At 39.6% G+C, this 23,146-nt stretch carries 24 protein-coding genes; 2 read left to right on the top strand and 22 right to left on the bottom strand.

Going from position 1 to position 23,146, the window contains the following annotated elements; all coding sequences use genetic code 11:
• Positions 1–7: 7 nt before the first annotated feature.
• From VEIT17_RS03595 to VEIT17_RS03545, 11 genes are all read right to left on the bottom strand, one after another.
• Positions 8–382 carry a CoA-binding protein gene (locus tag VEIT17_RS03595; RefSeq protein WP_178886001.1) on the bottom strand — a complete coding sequence of 125 codons (375 nt, stop codon included), beginning with the start codon at positions 380–382 and terminating at the stop codon, positions 8–10.
• A gap of 125 nt (positions 383–507) precedes the next feature.
• Positions 508–1,476, bottom strand: a complete 969-nt coding sequence (gene gluQRS, locus VEIT17_RS03590; RefSeq protein ID WP_172703336.1) for a tRNA glutamyl-Q(34) synthetase GluQRS — start codon at positions 1,474–1,476, stop codon at positions 508–510.
• A 117-nt stretch (positions 1,477–1,593) separates the two neighbouring features.
• The gene (locus tag VEIT17_RS03585) at positions 1,594–4,503 is read right to left on the bottom strand and encodes an insulinase family protein (RefSeq protein ID WP_178884776.1); all 2,910 of its coding nucleotides are present in this window, start codon (positions 4,501–4,503) and stop codon (positions 1,594–1,596) included.
• Positions 4,504–4,725: 222 nt separating this feature from the next.
• On the bottom strand, positions 4,726–5,043 hold the full coding sequence (locus VEIT17_RS03580) for a hypothetical protein (protein WP_172703334.1): 318 nt from the start codon (positions 5,041–5,043) through the stop codon (positions 4,726–4,728).
• A 7-nt stretch (positions 5,044–5,050) separates the two neighbouring features.
• On the bottom strand, positions 5,051–6,280 hold the full coding sequence (locus VEIT17_RS03575; protein ID WP_060924195.1) for an aspartate kinase: 1,230 nt from the start codon (positions 6,278–6,280) through the stop codon (positions 5,051–5,053).
• Between the two features lie 219 nt (positions 6,281–6,499).
• Positions 6,500–6,889 carry a class II SORL domain-containing protein gene (locus VEIT17_RS03570; protein WP_060924194.1) on the bottom strand — a complete coding sequence of 130 codons (390 nt, stop codon included), beginning with the start codon at positions 6,887–6,889 and terminating at the stop codon, positions 6,500–6,502.
• A gap of 148 nt (positions 6,890–7,037) precedes the next feature.
• Complete coding sequence (gene cobO, locus VEIT17_RS03565; protein ID WP_178884775.1) at positions 7,038–7,580, bottom strand: cob(I)yrinic acid a,c-diamide adenosyltransferase; 543 nt, start codon at positions 7,578–7,580, stop codon at positions 7,038–7,040.
• A 2-nt stretch (positions 7,581–7,582) separates the two neighbouring features.
• A complete protein-coding gene (locus VEIT17_RS03560; protein ID WP_178884774.1) occupies positions 7,583–8,962 on the bottom strand; it encodes a cobyrinic acid a,c-diamide synthase CobB in 1,380 nt (459 codons plus the stop codon).
• A gap of 29 nt (positions 8,963–8,991) precedes the next feature.
• Positions 8,992–9,699 carry a precorrin-2 C(20)-methyltransferase gene (gene cobI, locus VEIT17_RS03555; RefSeq protein ID WP_119209266.1) on the bottom strand — a complete coding sequence of 236 codons (708 nt, stop codon included), beginning with the start codon at positions 9,697–9,699 and terminating at the stop codon, positions 8,992–8,994.
• An 86-nt stretch (positions 9,700–9,785) separates the two neighbouring features.
• Positions 9,786–10,640: a sirohydrochlorin cobaltochelatase gene (locus VEIT17_RS03550; protein WP_119209267.1), complete on the bottom strand. Its 855-nt coding sequence runs from the start codon at positions 10,638–10,640 to the stop codon at positions 9,786–9,788.
• Positions 10,641–10,847: 207 nt separating this feature from the next.
• Entirely contained in the window at positions 10,848–11,729 is an 882-nt protein-coding gene (locus tag VEIT17_RS03545) for a sirohydrochlorin cobaltochelatase (RefSeq protein WP_178884773.1), read from the bottom strand.
• Positions 11,730–12,161: 432 nt separating this feature from the next.
• Here VEIT17_RS03545 and VEIT17_RS03540 point away from each other — a divergent pair, with 432 nt between their 5' ends.
• Both VEIT17_RS03540 and VEIT17_RS03535 read left to right on the top strand, forming a co-directional pair.
• Entirely contained in the window at positions 12,162–13,151 is a 990-nt protein-coding gene (locus VEIT17_RS03540) for a sirohydrochlorin cobaltochelatase (protein WP_178884772.1), read from the top strand.
• 51 nt (positions 13,152–13,202) lie between these two features.
• Positions 13,203–14,144 (top strand): ABC transporter substrate-binding protein, encoded by a 942-nt coding sequence (locus tag VEIT17_RS03535; protein WP_060924188.1) that lies wholly within the window; start codon positions 13,203–13,205, stop codon positions 14,142–14,144.
• Between the two features lie 73 nt (positions 14,145–14,217).
• Here VEIT17_RS03535 and VEIT17_RS03530 read toward each other — a convergent pair whose 3' ends face one another.
• From VEIT17_RS03530 to VEIT17_RS03480, 11 genes are all read right to left on the bottom strand, one after another.
• Positions 14,218–14,997, bottom strand: coding sequence for an ABC transporter ATP-binding protein (locus VEIT17_RS03530; RefSeq protein WP_060924187.1), 780 nt, complete (start codon positions 14,995–14,997; stop codon positions 14,218–14,220).
• Entirely contained in the window at positions 14,997–15,992 is a 996-nt protein-coding gene (locus VEIT17_RS03525; RefSeq protein ID WP_060924186.1) for a FecCD family ABC transporter permease, read from the bottom strand. Before VEIT17_RS03525 ends, VEIT17_RS03530 begins: the two co-directional genes overlap by 1 nt.
• Before the next feature lie 119 nt (positions 15,993–16,111).
• Positions 16,112–16,777: a precorrin-8X methylmutase gene (locus tag VEIT17_RS03520; protein ID WP_060924185.1), complete on the bottom strand. Its 666-nt coding sequence runs from the start codon at positions 16,775–16,777 to the stop codon at positions 16,112–16,114.
• A complete protein-coding gene (gene cobK, locus VEIT17_RS03515) occupies positions 16,764–17,552 on the bottom strand; it encodes a precorrin-6A reductase (protein WP_129823128.1) in 789 nt (262 codons plus the stop codon). The genes VEIT17_RS03520 and cobK overlap by 14 nt, the downstream gene beginning before the upstream one ends.
• Positions 17,549–18,238, bottom strand: a complete 690-nt coding sequence (gene cobJ, locus VEIT17_RS03510) for a precorrin-3B C(17)-methyltransferase (RefSeq protein WP_004696265.1) — start codon at positions 18,236–18,238, stop codon at positions 17,549–17,551. Before cobJ ends, cobK begins: the two co-directional genes overlap by 4 nt.
• Before the next feature lie 29 nt (positions 18,239–18,267).
• Positions 18,268–19,413, bottom strand: coding sequence for a cobalt-precorrin 5A hydrolase (locus VEIT17_RS03505; protein ID WP_129823130.1), 1,146 nt, complete (start codon positions 19,411–19,413; stop codon positions 18,268–18,270).
• A 4-nt stretch (positions 19,414–19,417) separates the two neighbouring features.
• Complete coding sequence (gene cobM, locus VEIT17_RS03500) at positions 19,418–20,179, bottom strand: precorrin-4 C(11)-methyltransferase (RefSeq protein ID WP_024064141.1); 762 nt, start codon at positions 20,177–20,179, stop codon at positions 19,418–19,420.
• A gap of 1 nt (position 20,180) precedes the next feature.
• Positions 20,181–20,768, bottom strand: a complete 588-nt coding sequence (cbiT, locus tag VEIT17_RS03495) for a precorrin-6Y C5,15-methyltransferase (decarboxylating) subunit CbiT (RefSeq protein ID WP_009351736.1) — start codon at positions 20,766–20,768, stop codon at positions 20,181–20,183.
• Positions 20,765–21,391: a precorrin-6y C5,15-methyltransferase (decarboxylating) subunit CbiE gene (cbiE, locus tag VEIT17_RS03490; protein WP_060924181.1), complete on the bottom strand. Its 627-nt coding sequence runs from the start codon at positions 21,389–21,391 to the stop codon at positions 20,765–20,767. The genes cbiT and cbiE overlap by 4 nt, the downstream gene beginning before the upstream one ends.
• Positions 21,367–22,485 (bottom strand): cobalt-precorrin-5B (C(1))-methyltransferase CbiD, encoded by a 1,119-nt coding sequence (gene cbiD / locus VEIT17_RS03485; RefSeq protein ID WP_060924180.1) that lies wholly within the window; start codon positions 22,483–22,485, stop codon positions 21,367–21,369. Before cbiD ends, cbiE begins: the two co-directional genes overlap by 25 nt.
• A 71-nt stretch (positions 22,486–22,556) precedes the next feature.
• A complete protein-coding gene (locus tag VEIT17_RS03480; RefSeq protein WP_004696277.1) occupies positions 22,557–23,051 on the bottom strand; it encodes a YajQ family cyclic di-GMP-binding protein in 495 nt (164 codons plus the stop codon).
• Between the last annotated feature and the right edge of the window lie 95 nt (positions 23,052–23,146).

Genomic DNA, 23,146 nt, shown 5'->3' with positions numbered 1-23,146 from the left:
TACCCTCCTACGGTAATTGAACTAATACACAATCTTGAATGACATGCAGGTTTAAAGCATGTGCTTTTTCAACAACAGATGGTTTATCCGCTCCCGGTTGCAACCACACAGTAGGAATGCCAAGTTCTTTACATTCATCAAGTGCAGCTAAACCTGCTGCTTCTGGCACAACAAAATCTACCACAGCTGGTACAACAGGAAGTGCAGAAAGACTAGGATAACATTTGTTACCATCTATCTCTGCAATATTAGGATTAACTGGATATACTTCATATCCGTGATCTTTAAGACATTTATAAATCTTATAGCCGAACTTTTCGGTTTTATGAGTGGCTCCAATAACGGCCCATACTTTTTGATCTAAAGCTTGTTGAATTGTCATTTTGACCACCTCTTATATACTATTATAACGAAATATCGAATATTGTCAATGTAATATATCGAATTTTATAGTTGAAGAATTATACTCTTTTAGCAAATATTTCAGAACTAAAATCAATGTATCTATTATCGCTCAATAACAATTGTTTTTTGTCTTAAACTAGAACACGATAGATCTAAATTCATTAACTCAGAAAGATTTATTTCTCGATGAGTATATCTGTCTTTATCTATAAGCCCACCAGCGACAGCTAATTCCCATAAAATTCTGGATGCTGACCATTGCTGTTCTCGTAGTTCACGGATTGTAATACTCTTTTGACGTTTAGAAAGTCTATGGCCATCTGCATCCACTAAAAGTGGTGCGTGACCATACTTAGGAACTTCTATATGCTTGTGGGGATAGCATTGTTGTAATGTATTATATAAATATAATTGTTGACCTGTTGTATCTAGTAAATCATCACCGCGAATCACTTCAGTTATTCCCATAGCTATATCATCTAATACGACGGCTAAATTATATGCGTACATGCCATCACCACGACGTAATACATAATCATCTAGTTCTCCTTCCAAATGAATATGCTGTGTACCTTGCCAGCGATCATCAAATTCTAGATTACATGAATCTATAGCTAAACGTAAGGATGGTTCTTTTATAGAGGATAATTCGTCTACTGCATTCTTGCTTAAATGGCGACATTTACCATCATAACGATGAACTACTTCTCCTACATGAGGCGCTGATGCTATAGATTGTAGCCGTGCTCTATTACAAAAACAAGGATAAATTAGTTTTTCTAATGCTAGAGATTCTAGTATGTCTGCATAATATGTTTGTCTTTCACTTTGCCAATAAGATACCTCAGGACCACCTACACGAGGCCCTTCATCCCATTCAAAGCCAAGCCATTCTAAATCATCTAGTAAAGCTTCACCTAATTCTCGTTTTGACCGTTGCAGGTCTATATCCTCCATCCGTACAACATATTTTCCTTTTTGTTGGCGTGTGGAGATATATGATAAAAGCGCTATCCACACATTACCAAGATGAATATATCCTGTGGGACTAGGCGCAAATCTACCTTTCATGAGAACTCTCCTATAGTAGAAAACAAGTGGCATATTCATTATGAATATGCCACTTATCCATCCAAAGATATGTCAAACTAAAAATTAAAGCAATATCATTTATAGATATAAAATTATTTAGCCTAAAGACACAATGTTATCAAAAACATTACCAGCATCTTTAATTTTTTGTTCGTTACCCATTGTGCAAATATGATTATCATTCAGTACAGGTTCTACTACATCTGCTAGTGCAACAATATCTTCTGGCTTACATGCAATCACTTGTTTACGGAACTCTACTTTGTCCTCTAGTTTAGCACCACTGAAATACATACCCATTGCACGTGGTCCACGCAATGCTGGCGTCATTGGTAAGTCCAAAGAACTCATAGTACCAATAATATATTTACGCATTTCACGATCAGTCAATGTGAAGTCACGAAGGTATTGAGGCAACTCTTTATATACATCTAAAGTTTCTAACAAGTTAGGATCACGATAACTACAGAAAATCATATTGCCATCATCATAGAAATTAGCAAATGCTCCGTAAGCACCACCTTGAACACGAATACGAATCCAAAGGTATTCATAACGTAATATTGTTTCTAACACGCTCATGGGACCAACATGTTTGAAACCATGATCAATGAAATTACCACCTTGAGCTACGTATTGAACCTTACCAGCTGTAACGATACCATCATTGCCGGAAAGACGAGTGATTTGTAATACATCATTACTCAATTCGGTAGTATCCCAAGTGTCAACCAATGGTTTCATTAGGTTTTCAAAAGCTTCTAATTCGCCTTCTTCACCAACAAACATAATATCTACATTATTAGCACGGAAAATTTTACGAGCTACTTCAGCTAATTTTTCTGGTAATAATGGCAAAGCCGCTGGATTAGAAGCTAGCTCGCTGATTTTTTGATAGTAACCTAAATTGCCATTATCTCTAAACTTACCAACTGCAGAAACTTGAGCCATAACACGTTGACTCACGATAGAATTACCGCGGCGGAATGCTTCATTATCCCAAATAGCTTTGCTTTCTTGAACAAGCTCAGTTAAACGGCTATCATCACTGTAATCTGCCTTTTTTACGACTTCATTAATCAAGCGACATAAATCAGGTAGTTTAGCATGTAATGCTTTTGCACGTACAATCATAAGAGGTGTAAACTCATCGCGCTTACCATCTTTACTGATGGCCGTAATATCAGAACTTAACCCACCTAAATTCATATTGATATCTTTAGCCAATGCTTCATAACCGCGCTCGGATGTGTCAACACGGCCAAGGATATCACTTAAAATATCAGCGTAGAATAAGTCCTCTTCTGTGAGGCAGTTCAATTTAAAGTACAAGCCTACATAATTGATACCCTTTGTGAAAGTAGGTACAAAATGTATTGTCGTATTACCGATTTTACTTTCACGGCGTTCTACAGCTTCCATATTAGGATTTAAATCAGATAACTCGAGCAATGGAATAGATGCTAGAGCTTCATCACTATCTGGAGTTTCTTGACGAATTTTAAGGCGTTTTGTTTGTTCTACAATCGCGTCAATCTCCTCTTTTGTCATATTCGCTTTTACAGCAGCTAAATGTTCTTTAACCTCTGCATCTTTGCGCTCTTGAAGGCCACGTTCAGGATAGATAGATACAAGAACCTTATGGTCATTATTCAAGATAGAATGACGAATTAAATCTTCGAAATATGTACCAGCCAAACCTTTGCGAATATTCGCTAACGCCTCTTCATAGTGTAATAACTCTAATGGATCATTATCATATAACCAATTATCCATCATGCGGATAATATACGCTAACCCAATAGGTCGTCCCCCAAAGTCGCTTTCACGAAGAGCAAACTCAATGCTATTCAAAGAAGCTTCTAATAATTCTTTATCTAAGCCCTTATCACATAGCTCTTGTAAGGTAGATTCTACAATGCGTTGCAAGTCAGCTTGTTTATCTAAGTTTGAACCCGTAGCTTGTACTGTCCACATAGGTTGACGAATGCTATCTAAATAATAGCCGCTTACGTCAGAGCCAATACCAGCTTTTACCAAAGCCTGTTTAAGAGGCGCCGCTGGAGATGTCAACAAAGCATGTGTTAACACTTCAAAAGCCAAGCTATGTTCAGGTGTTACATCAGGCAATACATACGCAAAAGAATGCAATGTACGATTATCTGTTGGTTCTTCAGAACCTACACTATATGGATAGCTCACTACTTTTCCTTCTGTAAATGGTGCTTGTAGAGCTACCTCGGTATGAATCTCAATAGCATCAAAATGACTTAAGTATTCATCATTCAAAAATGCTAATTGCTCTTCAATATTCATATCACCATACAAGAAGATATAGCTATTAGATGGATGATAGTGAACACGGTAGAATTCTTGGAACTCTTCATATGTTAAATCTGTAATATAGTCAGGATCCCCACCAGAGTCAACACCATAGGTCGTATCTGGGAAAAGCTCACGCATCATTTGACGTTCTAATACAGAGTCAGGAGATGAGTAAACACCTTTCATCTCATTGAACACAACACCTTTATAGGTAAGTTCATCGTCTGCATGTTCTAGCTCATAATGCCAACCTTCTTGCATTACGATTTCTGCATCTTCACGAACACGTGGGTAGAATACTGCATCAAGATATACGTCCATCAAATTATGGAAGTCTTTATCGTTCTTGCTGGCTACAGGATACATTGTTTTATCCGGATATGTCATAGCATTCAGGAACGTGTTTAAAGAACCTTTTACCAGTTCAACAAAGGGCTCTTTCAATGGGAATTTGCGAGAACCACATAGAACAGAATGCTCCATAATATGTGCCACACCGGTACTATTGTGAGGTGTTGTTCTAAACGCAATATTGAATACTTTATTAGAATCTGGTGAATCAATATAAATTAAACGAGCACCAGATTTTTCATGCTTCATTTCATAAGCGGTACCATTGATCTCATCAATGCGCTCAATGCGGTCAAGGCGAAAGCCAGAATAAACCTTATTTATTTCCATGCTGTCCCTTCTTTCTATATAAATATAATTAATTTCTTCCTAACAATTTATTATAACACATCGACAACTCTATATATAGATGTTAAGAATAATTATCGAATTTGAATAGAAAAGCAAAATCATACCATTTATACCATCATAGATTGTAATTCTATAATTTCATAAACAAATTATGCTAAACATATTACAAAACCCCATAGGCATAGGCCTATGGGGTTTATATTATTTAGTATGTTGCATTTGCCACTTTTGATTGCGGCGCAAGGTTAATAAGCCTTCTAGTATAGCTTGAAACTGTACAAAGCTCAATGTATAGGGTTCATACATATCCGGTACTACCTTGTAAGAAATAGTAACTTCGGCCTTATCATAATCGTAGAAAATGCCATGTAAATTACTTACCGTAGTATAACCAGTTTGAGCTTGCTCCAATGTTGGAATAGGCTGATTTTTTAGATTTCCTAGTAGATCGCTAATGAAACCTTCCTTACGACCTTGGTCATTGAGCATTTCATCCATAAAACTACGTAGACTATCCATAAATAGATTAACCTCTTTGATCTAACAATAAGCCATTGTGAATTACACGAACAGCATCTTTAACGCGGTCTTCAGCAACAAGGCAAGAAATACTAATTTCAGAAGTAGAAATAATTTCAATATTGATGCCTTCTTGGCTCAAAATATCAAACATTTGAGCTGCCACGCCTGGTTGACCTAACATACCTGCACCAATGATAGATACTTTTGCCATTCTTTCGTCAATATTTACAGCTTCAATATCAACAGTTTTTTGTAATTCTGCTAATACTTCACGAGCTAGTACAACATCATCCATAGCTACAGTGAAGATGAGATCAGTTTTAGGTTCACCTACGGCGCGGATAGATTGAACAATCATATCAACATCCACGTTTTTTGCAGCCAATGCTTTGAACACAGTTGCTGCAACACCTGGTTTATTTTCTACGCCTACAAGGGCTACTTTTGCTGTATTAGTATCATCAGCTACGCCAGTAATTACGTGTTTATTTGCTTCCACAGTATAATCCTCCCGAATAATAGTACCTGTATTGTCACTAAATGTTGAACGTACGTGAATAGGTACACCATAACGGAAACCCATTTCTACAGCGCGAGGTTGCATTACACCTGCACCAAGACGTGCCATCTCAAGCATTTCGCCATATGTTACTTCTTCTAATTTGAAAGCCTCTTTTGCAACGCGAGGGTCTGTAGAGTAAACGCCTTCAACGTCTGTGAAGATTTCACAAACATCAGCTTTCATGGCGCCTGCCAATGCAACAGCAGTTGTATCAGAGCCACCGCGACCTAAAGTAACCATATCACCATATTCAGTAATACCTTGGAAACCTGCAACTACTACGATATTGCCTTCATCCAAAGCCTCAAATACGCGATTTGGATCAACGCCTAAAATACGGCCTTTATTGAATGTATCACTACTTGTAATACCTGCTTGGTCACCTGTTAAGGACATAGCTTTATGACCACGTTCGTTGAAAGCCATCGCCATTAATGCAATCGTTACTTGCTCACCTGTAGATAGCAAGCGGTCCATTTCACGACCATAAGGCTTAGATGTTACTTCTTTAGCCAATGCTACCAAGTCATCTGTTGTATCACCCATAGCGGATACAACGATAACGATTTTATCGTCTTCTTTCTTCTCACGAAGGACGCGATCAACAATATTAAATATTTTTTCTGGTGTAGCTACGGAACTACCACCAAATTTTTTAACGATTAAGGCCACAATAATCCCTCATTTAACTTATCTACTAAAAATCAATATGCATATACTTTACCACAAACAAATAGCACTGTAAAGGGATATAAGGCAATTTATCCACTATACAAAAACAAAACTCTTTTGAGTGCGGACACAACTTTAGCATGATTATTTCAGTTATTATTAAAATTTACATACAAAAGACCAGCCTTATGGCTGGTCTTTATTAGTTGATTAAGTTAATTAAGCAACTGTGATTGCTTTTTCGGATTCCCACAAACCGTGGATATTGCAGTAAGAAACAGCAATCAATTTACCAGATTTGTTCAAGGAAACTGCCAAAGAACCTTCAGAAATTGCATGTACAGGGCCTTCGTTTGCAGTTGCGCCATCACCATGTACGTTGAAGGAAATTTCACCAACTTCGAATGGCAATTGAGTACCTTCAGCTACGAAGTACAATTTGATCCATTCAATGTGATGTTCTACAGTGTTAGGATGTGCGATATCTTTACCAACGGACAATGTTACGTGGAAAGTTTCACCTGCTTTTACAGTGTCAACAGTCTCGATAACAGGAACGTGTTTTTCAGTAGCGAAATCGCCGGATTTAATGTAATCATGTACAGCCATAGTTAACCTCCTGGTTAGTGTTATATACATACTTAATGTCAAGAATATTTAGCACCTTGTGCTTATGACTATATTATACATTTTCGATATAGTTTTAGCAAGAGCTTTTTCGAAAATTTTAGATTTATTTATATTCACGCTCTGCGTATTAGAACTCTATCCCCTTGGCGGCTTTAATGCCTTTTTCATAAGCATGCTTAACTACCTTCATCTCTGTTACTGTATCAGCCACATCAATGATTTCAGGTTTAGCATAACGACCTGTCAAAATTACGTGTAAGCGCTCAGGTTTATGTTTAAGCATATCTACTACAGAATTCACATCAATAAGATCGTAATTAATGGCATTATTAATTTCATCCATAATGATAAGATCCCATCGATCTGAATTTACTTCTTCCACTAATGTGTGCCAAGCCTCTTGAGCTGCTGCCTTATGGCGAGCAAGCTCAGCCTCTCCTACTTCATCTCGTTTATAGTAAATAAATCCCTTACCCATGGAACGAATTTCTACTTGGTCCCCTAATTTGGCAAGACCTGCTAGTTCGCCATAGCCATTACCACTTTTAATAAATTGTAAGATTAACACCTTAAAACCTTGGCCAACAGCACGTAATGCCACGCCTAAGGCTGCTGTTGTTTTTCCTTTGCCATTGCCAGTATTAACTAAAATTAAGCCTCGTTCACCCATATTTAGCTCCTTTTAGCTTTATAGTTAGCACATATATCAACAAAATGTTGTGTACCTTCATCAGAACCAGCAAAGTTCAAATGTAAATACGATGCTAATACATTATCAGTTGCATAGCCGCCATCATAAGATTGAGGTCTTCGACCTCCTTCTAAGTGAAAGGCCCACGGGAAATTCTCTACAGTTGGTTCCATCGTAGAGAAATGGAACTCATGCCCACGAAGAGATGTATCTGCGGTACCTAATAAGGTATCTCGCTTAGCTGTAGCCGTAACATACCCTACTTTTTGTAGCTTTTGTTGCATAATGCAATTAGCAGGTACAATACCTACTGTATCATATACGGCGCCCTCAAAATCGTGGATACTTTCACATAAATACATGAGGCCACCACATTCTGCATAAATAGGCATACCTTTTTCATTAGCTTCACGGATAGATTCCTTCATTGACTCGTTACTAGAGAGTTGGAACAAGAACATTTCAGGGAAGCCACCACCAAATACAAGGCCGTCTACTTCGGGAATCACTAAATCATTAAGAGGGCTAAAATAAACGAGCTCAGCCCCCTTCTCTTCTAAGGCAGCTAAACTTGCAGGATAGTAGAAAGAGAACGCCTCATCATAGGCTACGCCAATTTTAACTCGCTTTTCAATGGATGTAGCATCTACAGTCTCTGGTAACTCAATAGCAGGTGCACTAGATGCAATCTCCAACAATTGATCTAGATTTACCATTTTCTCAACGGCTTCACGAATCGTGTTGATAGCCTCTGTTGGATCGATTTCAGTAACAGGTGTGAGTCCTAAATGGCGCTCAGGAGAGTGCATACGATCATCTCGATAAATAGCACCAATAACAGGTACACCAATTTTATCCATACCTTCACGAACCATGCGCTCGTGGTTGGCAGAACCTAAGCGGTTTAAGATAACGCCGCCAAAGTTTACCTCTGGATCATAATCACGGAAACCTTTGGCAATAGCAGCCGCACTTTCACCCATAGCCTTGCAATCGATAACAAGCACCACCGGTGCATTCAATTGCTTAGCAATTTGAGCTGTGGAGCTAACACCTTCTCGACCACCATCATATAAACCCATAACACCTTCAATAATAGCAAGGTCTACTCCATGCGCCATAGTAGCAAAGAAAGGATTTAATTTGTGAGGTGGCACGAGCCACGTATCTAAATTATAGCTGTCACGGCCGGATGCAATTTTATGAAAGCCCGGATCAATATAATCCGGGCCCACTTTAAAGGATTGCACCGTACGTCCACCATTTGCATAAGCAGCCAATAAGCCCGCTACGATAGTTGTTTTACCTACACCGGAGTTAGTGCCAGCAATGACAACACGTGGAATATGTACTGTGTTCATAAATATTACCTCGTAATACGACGTGTTTGTTAACGGTCCTTACGTTTTGCAAGGATTGTAGACAAGTAGTTGAGTTTAGTATCTTTTGGCATATTATCAAGGCCTACGAATACTTGCTCATCTGGCAAACCTACACGGCTGATCATAACCGCATCATCTGCCATATTATGTTTAATCAAAGTTTCTTGTACTTCATCAAAGTTTTTGTACACTTTCATGATTACTGCATCATCAGCTACGGCTAATACAGCATCAATTTTTTCTTTAGGTGCTGTAGCAGGAACGATAGCTAATACTTCTTCCTTCTCTACAATTGGATAACCAAGGTGGGAACCAATAGCACAGAAAGCAGTAACGCCAGGAATTGTTTCAATTTCATGGCCTGTATTTTCAATCAAGCGATATACATACATGTATGTGCTGTAGAACATAGGATCACCCAATGTTAAGAACACAACGCTTTTTCCTTCATCTAAGTAAGACAAGATAATGCGTTTTGCTTCTTGCCAGCCTTCCTCTTGTGTAGCATCATCCAATACCATTGGGAATACTACAGGAACGATTTCTGTATGTTCTTGAATATATGGGGAAGCAATATTAAGTGCTACAGAACCATCTTTCTTTTCTGTTTTAGGTGTGATAATAATATCTGCTTCACCTACGATGCGAGCAGCTTTTACAGTCATTAATTCAGAATCACCAGGGCCTACGCCAATGCCATATAATTTACCTTTCATGGGGTTCTCCTATTCTTATAGTTACATTCTATTTATAAATTTCATATCTTTTATTATAACTAATTTATGCAAGATATACAAAACTACTATTTAATATTTGGAATTGTTGGACGATGTGGACTACGTTTGCCATACAAATCATCAATACAATCTTGCACATGTTGACGGAAGATATCTTGTATTGCTTCATATTCACCAAGTGCGCTATGGATTGGTTTAACTTCATAACCGTAATCGGCAAGTTCATTAATAACGCTATCTTCTTCATCACCAAAGAGATCGTTTTGTGCATGATCTCCAAGAACTAATAATAATGGGTGCACATAAATTGTGTTTGGCCGTTTACCATCGAGCCATTCCCATGGCATAGCTACATCTGCTACATATGGCGCATTTTCTAGTACTGCAATACGCACATTCGTAAGTCCATCACGAATTAATTTAAACTGTAAATTACCATATGAGGAGTTGCCAGAACCGAGGCCACCATGACCAACCAATAGTAACCCGTCTTCTTTAGAAATGTTAAGCGATTTAATGAATCGGTCAATTAAGATTTGGTAATCATCTGGATGCTCTTCTTGGCCAATATAATATACGAGAGGTCTACCTACGCGCAATACTTCTAGCTGTCCTTCCCCTTCATGAGCAAGGATATTATTTTTCAATTTATCAAACTCTTCACCGCCAGTGAAGTGAAGTGGTTGTACATAAATATGTGTATACCCTTCTTGGATGAGTTTTTCTAATGCCCCTTGTTCAGTAGGCACCTCAATCCCCCGTTCCCGTAATCGTTTAACGATAATACGAGAGGAAAAAGCTAGTTCCACAGTATAGTCCGGATAAGCTTTACGGATATGTTCTACTACGGAATCAATATTATGTTCACGAGCACTGTCAACAGTGGACCCAAAAGCAACAACTAAAATAGCTTGTTTCATGGAAGTCTCCTTATCTAATTAATACTGTATCTTAATCATACCATAGACGACACCTTAGGGGCATACCATAGGACGTATAAAATGGATATTATAAATATTTTTCATAGTAAAAGTAAAAATCCTCCTCATTGGATTTCCAACAAGGAGGACTTTTACGTATATAAAGGAGTGTGGAGAGATGTATGTCTAATTATGTGAGAGATTAAACTAAGAAATCATACCTTGTGCTTCTATACGAGAGTTTGTCATTACAGGTTTTACAGATTCATGAGGCATGGGACGCTTCCGATCTGACATGCGGATAGCTTGGCCTAGATGTTTCAAGAATAAATCTTGTACATAAGGGTTTTCACCAAGACCTTCATTCCAAATATCTACATTATACCCTTCTTCAGCGAGCAATGCATAAATGGAGTCAGAACGCTCACCGCCAAGGTAGTCCATTAAATGTGTAGAACCAATAAGAGCTAATGGTACTACTAACAAGTCTTTATGACCCATACGATCTAATAATGTAAGTGCTTGTTTAAATGTAGGGAATCCATTTGTAGTAAATACTACTACATTTGGTGCTGCCCCATACATGGCTTTCAATTGTAATGTACTAAACTCTAATTGGTTTTGACCATTTGCCATGAGCACTATAGATTTATTAAGTGCTTTTGTATTAACATGACGTACGATACTTTCTAATGTTGCTTCATAATCGTCAGCATAGTTTTTTACACCTAATGATGTAAGTAATGGTTTACCTATATTTACTTGATTAAAACCATATTCATTGCTATGTAAAAACTTCAATGCTTGTTTACGCATTTGTTGGTAACACTGATCTGCTACCAATGTAATGGGTTGAATGTATACCTCATCGACACCCAACCGAGCAAAATCCTGCATAGCATCTGTGAAAGAAGAAATCTTTTCATCATATTTCTCATTCCACTTTTCCACTAATGCATCAGATAAGAATACACGGCGTACCTCCATATCGCTATACATGGAACGTACTTTTTTCTCTATACTGCCGATGGATTTCTCCACAGCATCTTGATAAATTGATCCAAAGGATGCAATAATTATGCCTTTCATATGTGACCTCCATATCGCTCATACATGATACAATCTTCATAACTGAAAATTGTTATCAACTACTATGTAATAATAGTACAAGATTCACGAATATAAGTCAATGAGAAATAATATCAAAATTTTTATTTAATAAGGAATAGAAATACTCATGTATTCACATATTCATATCCTTATAACCAAAAAGAATATAATTATAAAAGCTAATACTATACTATATTCATCACATTAATTTCTTAAAAATACCTTATTTTTTATACTTCTAGGGGTATGGGGTTTATTGACACTCCCATTTCCCTTTGTTACGATTGGCATAAGGTTATATATGCAATTAATCTATAGTAGTCTATAAACCTATAATAATTTTTATTAATTTATCTACACTACTAAGATTTTTGCATAGACTGTAGTTTAGTTATGAATAGGAGTATAGAAATGAAAAAACAATTAGCTTTAGCATCCGCTATTCTAGGTCTTGCAGTATCCTTTGGTGCACCTGTTGTCTCTAATGCTGCATATCAATTAAATCCTGAAGTAAAAGACCCTACTCCAGCATTAAAAGAAGCTTCTGCAATCGGTGTTCGTACACACAATACTGAAGCTTTACAAAACTTGCCAAACAAAGATGCTATCGTTGTTATGAGCTTTGGTACAACTTTCAAAGATACTCGTGCGAAAACAATCGATGCAACTGTAGATGCTATTAAAGCAGCTCATCCAAACACAAAAGTAATTACAGCTTTCACAAGCCATATTATTCGTGATCGTATCCAACAAAAAGAAGGTATTACCTACCCAACTCCTGAAGAAGCATTGGCTGAACTTAAAAAAGACGGTTACACTCGCGTTGCATTAGCATCCCTTGATGTAATTCCTGGTATGGAATACAACTACGATGCAGCAGTATATAATTTGTACAAAAATAATTTCAAAAAAATGACACTTGGTACATCTCTTATGTACTGGATGGGTCAAGAAAACCAAACTGACCAAGTTATTGAAACATTAAAAGCTGTTCAATCTCAATTCCCTAAATTAGGCAAAGAAGACGCTGTTCTTATCATGGCTCATGGTACTCCAGATCCTTCCAATGCTTACTATTCTGTAATTCAAGACCGTATCCATACTCTTGGTATGAAAAATGTATTCGTCTACACAGTAGAAGGTACTCCAAATCTTGAACAAGTTATCCCTCAATTAAAATTACATGGTATTAAGCACGTTACATTGATGCCATTCATGATGGTTGCAGGCGACCATGCTAACAATGACATGGCTGGTGCTGAACCAGATTCCCATAAATCCATCCTTGAAAAAGAAGGCTTCAAAGTAGATACTTACCTTCATGGTTTAGGTGAAAACCAAAATATCCGTAACTTGTTTGTTGAACGTGCAAACGAATCTTGGGACGCATTACAAAAATAATCAATCCATAATTTAACTAGTATCGTTATATAACGTACATAGGAGTACATCATGAAAAAACTACTACTTTGTAGTCTTGCTTTGGTCATGGTTGTACTAGCAATAGCTGGGTGTGGTAAATCCACATCCAGCTCTTCTGCTACTACGAAGGAATTGACCTTTAATGGTCAAACCTACACTGTACCAAAGGATCCGCAACGCATCGCCGTTCTTTCAAATTCTGTATTGTCCATGCTATACGCAGTAGATGGAAAGGCAGTTTCCCGAGCTAGCACAACAGATAAATTAGCCCCAGAATTAGAAGCATTACCTGCATTAGGTCAAACGGCTAACATCAATATGGAACAATTGTTAGATTTAAAACCAGATGTGGTATTGGGTTTGGTAAACCAACATAAAAAATATGAATCCCAATTACAATCTAACAATATTCCAGCCGTACTTTTCAATTACGATGGCATCAAGGATAATGTGCCAATGCTAACATTCCTTGGAGAATTAACAAACCATCAAGATAAGGCTAAATCCGTTATTGCCACCTATGAAAGTAATATTCAAAAGGTTAAGGATGCCATTAAAAACCAACAACCTGCACGTATTGCCGTATTGCGTGCTACCGGTAAAGGTGTGACAGCTGAAACCGACGAAGCGGTAACTGCATCTATGGTCAAAGAATTAGGTATGACAAATGTTGTAACATCTCACCTAGATGGTACAACTAAAGACAAAACGGTACCGTATTCTCTTGAAACATTAACCGCTGATAACCCTGATATTATCTTCGTCGTTACCATGGGTAAAGAAGAAGAAATTACAAAGGCCATGAAACAAGCTATGACAGATAATCCTGCATGGGCTAATCTTAAGGCTGTACAAAATAATCGTGTCATTTACTTACCATCTAAACTATTCCTACTTAACCCAGGTCTACAAACACCTGAGGCTATGGCTCGTTTAGTGAAAGAAGCATATGGCATTGATGTTACATTTTAACATATCCTAACATACTAAAGAGGGCATTCCCCATTTCGGGAATGCCCTCTTTCACTATTAGTCTAGCTATCTACTAAACTAAACCTTTTACGCGTACATATTGTTTATCATCAAAGGTATCGATTTGTACATCTACGGAAAATACATCTCTAAATAGTTCATCCGATACGATTTCTTTCGTGTCTCCAGCTGTCACTAAATGACCGTCTTTTATAATAGCCATATAATGAGAATATTGTACGGCTTGCGTCAATTCATGGAGTACCATCAATACGGTTAACCCTTGTTCATCGTTTAATCGTTTTAACAATTCCATGATTTCTAGTTGATGGTTAATATCTAAGTATGTTGTTGGTTCGTCTAACACTAATAATTTTGGTTGCTGTGCTAGCGCCATAGCAATCCAAACGCGTTGCCGTTCACCACCAGATAAGGATGGGATTAATTGTTCTCTCAAATGATTCGTTTTTGTAATGTCTAATGCATAATCAACAATTTCACGATCTTCTTTAGCCGTGTTTTTCCACCACGTTTGGTATGGATACCGTCCACAATATACCAATTCTTCTACAGTCATATCCTTTGGCATATTCGGTACTTGTGGCAAAAATGCCATTTGCCGTGCCAATTCATTTTGTGAATACGACTGTAATGGTTTACCTAAAATAGTCACACATTCACGAGGACTATGAATATATCCAATCATAGACCGTAAGAGTGTACTTTTACCACAACCATTAGGCCCGATTAAAGTCGTTATTTTACCAACAGGGACAGATACATTAATATCATGTAAAATATGACGACCTCCGAGAGTGACGGATAACTGATTTACATCAATAGCCGTATTCATTAGTTATCCCTCCTCAATAGATATAAGAAGAATGGCGCCCCAAAGAATGCCATGATAATGCCAACCGGTACCTCAATTGGACTCCACATAACACGCCCTACCGTATCACTAACAACGAGGACGAGTGCCCCTAATAATGCAGAGCCGGGGAGTAAATACGCATAATCATTACCGATGATAAGTCGTAACATATGCGGTATAACGAGGCCTACGAAACCGATTAAGCCCGCAATACTAACGGCACCTGCTGCTAATAGAGCCGCAACAGCAGTCATAATAAACCGCGTTTGTTCTACCTTAAGGCCTAGCCCCTTTGCTGTTTCATCACCTAAACTTAAAATAGTAAGACGTTTGGCACCTAAACAGGCAAAAATAAGACCGACTAACGCGTATGGGAACAAAACCTCTACTTGTGGCCAACTGCGTGCAGCCAAGCCCCCTACCATCCAAAGTAAGGCTCCTTGCACACGATCTCCATAGAATACAAGTAGTGCAGAAATACCAGAGCCTAAAAAAGCAGCCACCGCAACACCAGCCAAGATGATACGGCTTGGGCGTACACCATTCTTCCAAGCAAGAGCATATACCATCAACGCCGCAACCATAGCACCTATAAAGGCGACGAGAGGCACAATATGATCATAGCCAGGGAAAAGAATAAATATAATAACACCGGCAAGTCCAGCACCGGAGGAAACGCCAACGATTTGAGGATCTGCTAAAGGGTTCTTCATAACCGCCTGTAAAATGGCACCCGATACGGCTAAACAAGCACCAACTAATGCAGCAACAATATTACGAGGCAACCTAATATTCCAAATGATTTGCGATGCTGTATCTGTTAGCTCACTAGCCCACAATGTGTGCCAAATCTCCGATAGTGACACCGGTGTGGAGCCCCAAATCAGTGAGATAATCATGCTAGCTATGACAGCAATAACCAAGATAATAATAACTGATATGCGAAAGAGTTTTCGTTCATTCAGAGAGTCCACAGTAACCTCTCCTTTCACCAATACATGGTGCTATCAGCACCCGTATTATACATATAAACCTCATAATAGATACAGTAAAACCCGAATCGCCCCCAATAAGCAACGATTCGGGTTAACTATTATTTAGATTCTTTGCCTTCTACGAAGAGCATATCGTTGCGTTTTACGTCTGTGTAAAGCAATGCATTACATACGGATGCTGCAATTGGGCTACCACCCTTGTTACCTTTTACAGTGATATAAGGAACTGGGGATACTTCCATCAAATAATCTTTAGATTCCGCAGCGCCAACAAAGCCTACAGGAATACCGATGATAAGAGCTGGTTTAATACCTTCTTCAAGAGCAAGGCGCAATACTTCGTACAATGCAGTTGGCGCATTACCGATAGCAACGATTTGGCCTTCTAATTGTTTGCCAAATGTACGCATAGCCGCGATGGAACGAGTTACACCTAATTCTTTAGCCATTTTAGCTACATTTTCATCTTTAATTAAGCAGTGCACTTCATTACCGCGAATTTTAAGAGCTGGCTTAGAAATACCGGTGCGAACCATTTCTACATCTGTATAAATATCTGCACCATTATCCAATGCTTCAATACCTTTTTGAACAGCATCAGGGCTCATTTTTACGAGTTGTGCGTATTCAACGTCACCAGAAGCATGTACAGTACGGGATACTACGCGCACTTCATCATCTGTTAAACCTAAATCTTTTACATAGTCGTAAATGATTTGCATACTTTTATCTTCAATAGCTTTAGGATTTTTAACGTAATCCATTAGTGTCCTCCCATAATTTGAAAAATTCATCATTCGATGATACTACGTGGCTTTCAATCTTAACACGTGGACGATCGATAACAATAACATGGATGCCAAGATCCATGGCTGCTTGTAATTTTGTATCAGCACCACCTACAAGGCCAGAGTTTTTCATAACTACAACGCTAGCCTTAGTATCGTGGAACATGATGCGGTTCATATCATAAGAAAATGGACCTTGTACAGCAACAATGCGCTTTGGACTTACATTGAGGTCTTCCATCATTTGTAACACCTCTGCGGTTGGCAAAATACGCGTCCATACTTCGCAATCCTGCAAAGCTTCAGATTTGGCAAAAATGTGCATTGTCTTACTACCAGTAGTCAAATACACATGATTGTTATTTTCCTTCGCTAATTTGCCTGCTAAATTGGCTGCTTCTACTTCATCTACTACGATATGTAATTTATCATATTCAGGCAATGGCACCTCTTTACGTTCAAACCGAACAAAAGGTATACCTTCGGCCTTTGCTGCATCTTGAGCCGTAGCTGTAACAATAGCAGCATACGGATGACTTGCATCAATTAAGAGTCGTACATTGTGCTCTTTGATCAAGTTTTGCATCGCCTCTTGGTCAAGACGGCCCGTATGTACAGTAATACCTTTATGGGCAGCAAGCTCTGCACCATATTGACTAACAACCGTTACAAGCACATCTTCACCAGTTCGTTTTTGGATTTCTACCGCTAAGGTGCGACCATCCAAAGTACCGGCAATAACCCAAATCATAATTTGTAGCCTCGAGGTGTAATCATGCGCCCGTTTTCAACATAGGTTTGGCTGTTACCAATGATAACAAGTGTTTGCATATCTACTTCTTCGTTAGTAAAGTTTTCAAGATCAGAGATTACCATATGTTGACCTGGGCGACCTGCTTTTTGCACGATGCCAACAGGTGTTTTAGGGTCGCGGTATTTAAGAACGATTTCGCGAACTTCATCTAAGTGAGTAACGCGTTTTTTACTGCGTGGGTTGTACAAGGAGATAACCATGTCACCTTGTGCGCAAAGGTCAGCACGTTTTTTAATAAGATCCCATGGAGTCATCAAATCACTCAAAGAAATGACTGCAAAGTCATGCATCAAAGGCGCACCCAATACAGATGCTGCTACGTTTACAGCACTAAGACCAGGTACGATGTCTACGGAAGGACGTTTTTCTGCTGGTACTTTATTAGCAAGTTCCAATACGAGGCCTGCCATGCCGTATACGCCAGAGTCACCAGAGGATACTACAACTACTTGATGACCTTCTACAGCCAAATCAACGGCTTGTTGGCAACGATCAACTTCTTGCATCATCGCAGTACCTACAGTTTCTTTACCTTCGATAAGGTCTTTAATCAAGTCGAGGTATGTCAAATAACCTACCACGCGGTCAGCAGCTAAGATAGCTTCGCGCGCTTGAGGCGTCATAAACTCTTCATCACCAGGGCCAATGCCAATTACTTTGATGTTACCTGTGCAATGGCTACCGTTGTTTTGGGATAAATTGTTTTGTGCTGTATTAATGTTCGGCTCTTGGCCGCTAGTAATGCCGTTGTCTCGCATACGTTTCCTACTCCTATAGTTCCTTTTACAAAATTAGATTCTTTTAATTTTTCTTCTTCAATGAGTGGTGCCATCTCGTCCTGTGTATAGAACACGATAGGCCACCCCATAATTTGCATAGCCTCTAAGAGGCCTACTTCGTCTTGTTTAACAATAACCGATGCTGCCGTTACAAGGCTTTTTGGTGAAAGCTTATGTGCTGCTAGCGACTGTTGTATGGCGTCAACGATCAATTCCTTTGGCGTATCTCGACGACAGCCAATGCCCATCGTATAGGTACGAGGGCGCAAAATCAATTGATGACCATACTCCGCAATTACTTTGTCTGTAATAACTACGCGAGAAGAACCTTCTTCAGTGCTTTCATTTTTACATGGAATGGAGGCAAGTTCCTCTAGAGAAACAATATGAACCATACCATGCTCACCAATATGAGCTTTCGCAGCTTGTTCTAAATGCTCTGCATTCGCTAAGCTAGCATCGATATAATAATCAACACGCTCTCCCCCTACGATGGCAGAGTTCACATTGATTAAGGTTTGAAAATCATCCACCAACAGATGCTCATGGCGCGCCAACACGTCAGGCGCTGGCAATCCGTTTACATCCGTAGCGGTTGTAATAACTGGGTCCGCATCGATGGCCAGCGAAATGGACTGCGTCCATTCGTTGGCGCCCCCAAGATGACCAGATAATAAGCTAATTACATGGTGTCCTACTTCGTCCATTACGACTACAGCAGGATCTTTGGATTTATGCTCAATATACGGTGCAATCATGCGCACTACGATACCGAGTGCCATAATACAAAGTACTTGGTCGTAATCCTTGAAAATCTGTCCAATATGATTTTTCAGAGAATCAAAATAAATGGCCTCTCCACCAGAGGGACGATTTTCTTTTTCAAAGCAATCTGCATGAGGTGCCACCAAAGACTTAATGCGTTGACCTAGCTTTGCACCTCGTTCAGACACAGAAAGAATAGCTGTTCTATTCTTCTTGCTTCCTGTCAAAGGCGCAACAGTTTCTAGTTCTTTCATCCTACTAGTCCTTAGCACTGCGGTACATGTGAGCAAAGCCTTTATCGTAAAGCTTAGATAATTCGTATTCACTATCTAATACATGGCTTACTACGATCATAGCTTGGCGCAATACGCCTTCTTTCGCTACGATGTCCGCAATGGTTTCCAATGTGCCGCGGATAATGCGTTGGTCTGGCCAAGACGCTTTTACCACTATCGCCACTGGAGTCGTTTTGTCATAACCGCCCTCGATGAGTTCAGCTACAACCTTATCTAACATTTGAACGCTAAGGAAAATACACATTGTCGCTTCATGAGCTGCTAACATGCGCAATTTTTCCTTTGGAGGCATCGGTGTACGGCCTTCCATACGTGTAATGATAACTGTTTGGGACACATTAGGTAATGTGTATTCTTGTTTCAAAGCCGCTGCTGTAGCAAGGAAAGAGCTTACACCTGGCACGACTTCATAAGATATACCCATGCCAGCCAATGCATCCATTTGCTCTTGAATCGCACCGTAAATAGCAGGGTCACCTGTGTGAAGGCGAACTACGCTTTTACCAGCCTCAACGGAAGCTTTCATAACAGCCAACACCTCATCAAGGTTCATGGTAGCACTGTTATGAATTTCACAGCTTGGTTTACAAGCCTCTAAAATGGCAGGGTTTACCAAGGAGCCAGCGTAAATAACAACGTCTGCCTCTTGCACTAAACGATACCCTTTGCGAGTGATTAACTCAGGATCTCCAGGGCCTGCGCCTACGATATGTACGTCAACCATATTACTCTCCTTCTGCGATACGCGTTGCAGATACAATGAAAATCGGACTCAATGGGTCTAACAAATGATATGGACCAGCCTTGCGGTAACGGCTGATAGACATTTGGTAACCTTCATAGGTGAAAGGACGACCTTTCAACTCTTTTAAGATTGTATAACCAGTTTCCATAGTTACTGCAGTTACCACTAGACGACCGCCTACTTTTAAAAGACGTTGCGCCTCATCCATGATGCCTGTCATACCACCAGCACTACCGCCGATGATAACCGCATCAAGCTCAGGCAATTCTTCCATGCCTTCTGGAGCTTTAGATTTGATAACCGTCATATTATTTACATTGAATTTCTTCATGTTTTCATTGATAAGGTCGATGCCTTTATCAAAGCGTTCAATCGCATATACATGCCCTTTAGGAGCCGCCAAGGCTGCTTCAATAGAGATAGAGCCTGTACCAGCACCTACATCAAGAACGATGCTATCTTCCTCGATGCGCGCCTCGTTCATAACGGCTTTGCGAATCTCGCATTTCGTCATCGGCACGTCACCGCGGATAAATTCCTCATCAGGAATTCCGAAAAAATGTCTCATCCTAGTACCACCATTACAGAATGACCAAAGCCTTCAAGTTCAGTTAACACCTCTAACGTGGAGTCTACGATTTTTTCATCATCATAGCTCAAGCGCTCTAGAGCTGCTGCTCTCGTTTCTTTTGGCCAACCTGCATCTATTAAAATACGCGCAATATGCGCTGGATTATATTCAGGATCCGTTAAGAATCCCATCTTTTTACCTGCTTCATATACGAGCTTCTCTGGTGCCGGTTGACGACCGTGAAAGCTCATTAAATCTGCATCATGCCACACCTCATTAAGTCGTGCGAAGGCAAAGGTCATAGAACTAATGCCGGGCACAACCTCAATAGAGTTAGCAGTAAATTTCTTTTTCAAATACGGTAACAAGCTGTAGTAGCCTGTATCACCGCTTACCATAACTACAACATCATGGTCGTTGAGCTCACGCTCAATTTGCTCAGCCAGTAAGCTAAGCTTACCCGTTACAGGATATGTAATTTGGCCAGGCTCTTGAAAGTCCTCTAAAGACCGTTCACTACCTACCAATACGGTGGCATGTTTAATTAAATTAAGGCCTCTAGGTACCACATAATCAGGATTACCTGGTCCAATGCCTACGATATACAAGGTATGTGCCATTGTTCAAGCTCTCCTATCTCTTTAGCATGCTTATCCATTGCCAAAATCTCGCCCTTTAAGGTGGTAATAATGATACCTACCTCTGCTTCATTAGCAATGTATCGCTCACTACGTAACGATGCACGATCCACAACGCGTTGATATACACCAGTCAGTCCTTCTCGTTCTAAAATAGGGAACGTAGACTCTGTGGTTTGGCAATTAAACAACTCTTCACACACCGCTTGGGATGCCCCTTCTAAGGCAGCATAGGCCACGATGCTTTCCATGCGACCATCACTCATGCGATTGTGGGTATGGAAACTACCACTAGCAAGTTTTATTAGCTTGCCAATATGACCGATAATCAAAATACGCTTGAAGCCAATTTGTACTGCCTTTTCCAGCATAAAACCGATAAAGTTACTGGTTTCTGCCATTTGGTTCTTATGTATACCAAGTACTTGTTCCGCAAGATCCTGACCAATACGGCCCGGCACGAGAACAGCCGTTTCACAACCATTGGCCTTCATAACTCTCAATTGAGGCACCAACGAGTTCTTGAACCCTTCTTCACTCATAGGCTTAACGATACCCGTAGTACCGATAATGGAAATACCACCTTCGATACCCAGGGTATGATTTAAGGTTTTCTTGGCTAATACCATACCGTTTGGTACGCTCACCGTTACCGTTACACCTTGGCCATGTACACAATGCTCTTCAAAGACGATGTTCATCATCGTCCTAGGCCCTGGATTGATAGCCGGTTCTCCTGGCGGCATCGCAAGGCCCGGTTTCGTTACCGTCCCAACGCCAAAGCCCGCTCGGAATCGTAGTTCACCAGTATCATCAAGAGTCACCGTCGTTTCCACATCATTGCCATGGGTTACATCAGGATCGTCACCGCCGTCTTTCATAACGGTCACCTTAGCCTCTGTATCGGATATGACCTCTACCTGTTTGATAGGTACCTCAATATACTGACCTTGAGGATTTTCAATGACCACTTGGTCCACAATATTCTTATCTAAGAGGGCCAATAAACCAGCTTTCATACCTGCCGTAGCACATGAACCTGTGGTATAGCCACCCTTCATGTCCTCTACTTTCATAAGGCCTCCTACACCGATAGGGTTAGCGACTCCAATGAATCAAACTACCCCTTTCTTATCGACATATGTTATTAGGAACGGAAGTTAACGAATTGCAATTCTACAGGGATATCCAATTGTTTTAACATTTGGATTACTGCTTGCAAATCATCTTTATCCTTACCAGATACGCGCACTTGATCCTCTTGGATAGATGCTTGTACCTTGATTTTCATGTTTTTAATTGCTTTTACTACTTCTTTAGCATTTTCTTTTGTAATGCCTTTTTTAATAGTAATGATTTGGCGAACTGTAGCACCAGCAGCTGGTTCAACTTTGCCGTAGTCAAGATTTTTAATCGCTACGTTACGTTTAACCATCTTGCCTTTTAAAACATCGATAATGGCATTCAATTTATATTCATCATCACCGATGATTTTGATAGTGTCACCTTCAAGACTAATTTCCGCTTTAGAACCACGGAAATCATAGCGCGTACCAATCTCTTTTTTCGCTTGGTTTACCGCATTATCTACTTCCTGCATATCCACTTCGGACACAACGTCAAAGGAACAATCTTTAGCCATTTTATACCTCCTACACCTGAACCCGTTGGGCATGGGGTTCATAGCATTACTTTCATCATCCTCATATTCCAAGTGAAAGTGTAAATGTACACCAA

The organism is Veillonella nakazawae, from assembly GCF_013393365.1.
GTDB classification, from domain to species: domain Bacteria; phylum Bacillota; class Negativicutes; order Veillonellales; family Veillonellaceae; genus Veillonella; species Veillonella nakazawae.
The sequence above is the reverse complement of the archived record's forward strand: the minus strand, read 5'-3'. Positions and strand labels throughout refer to the sequence as shown.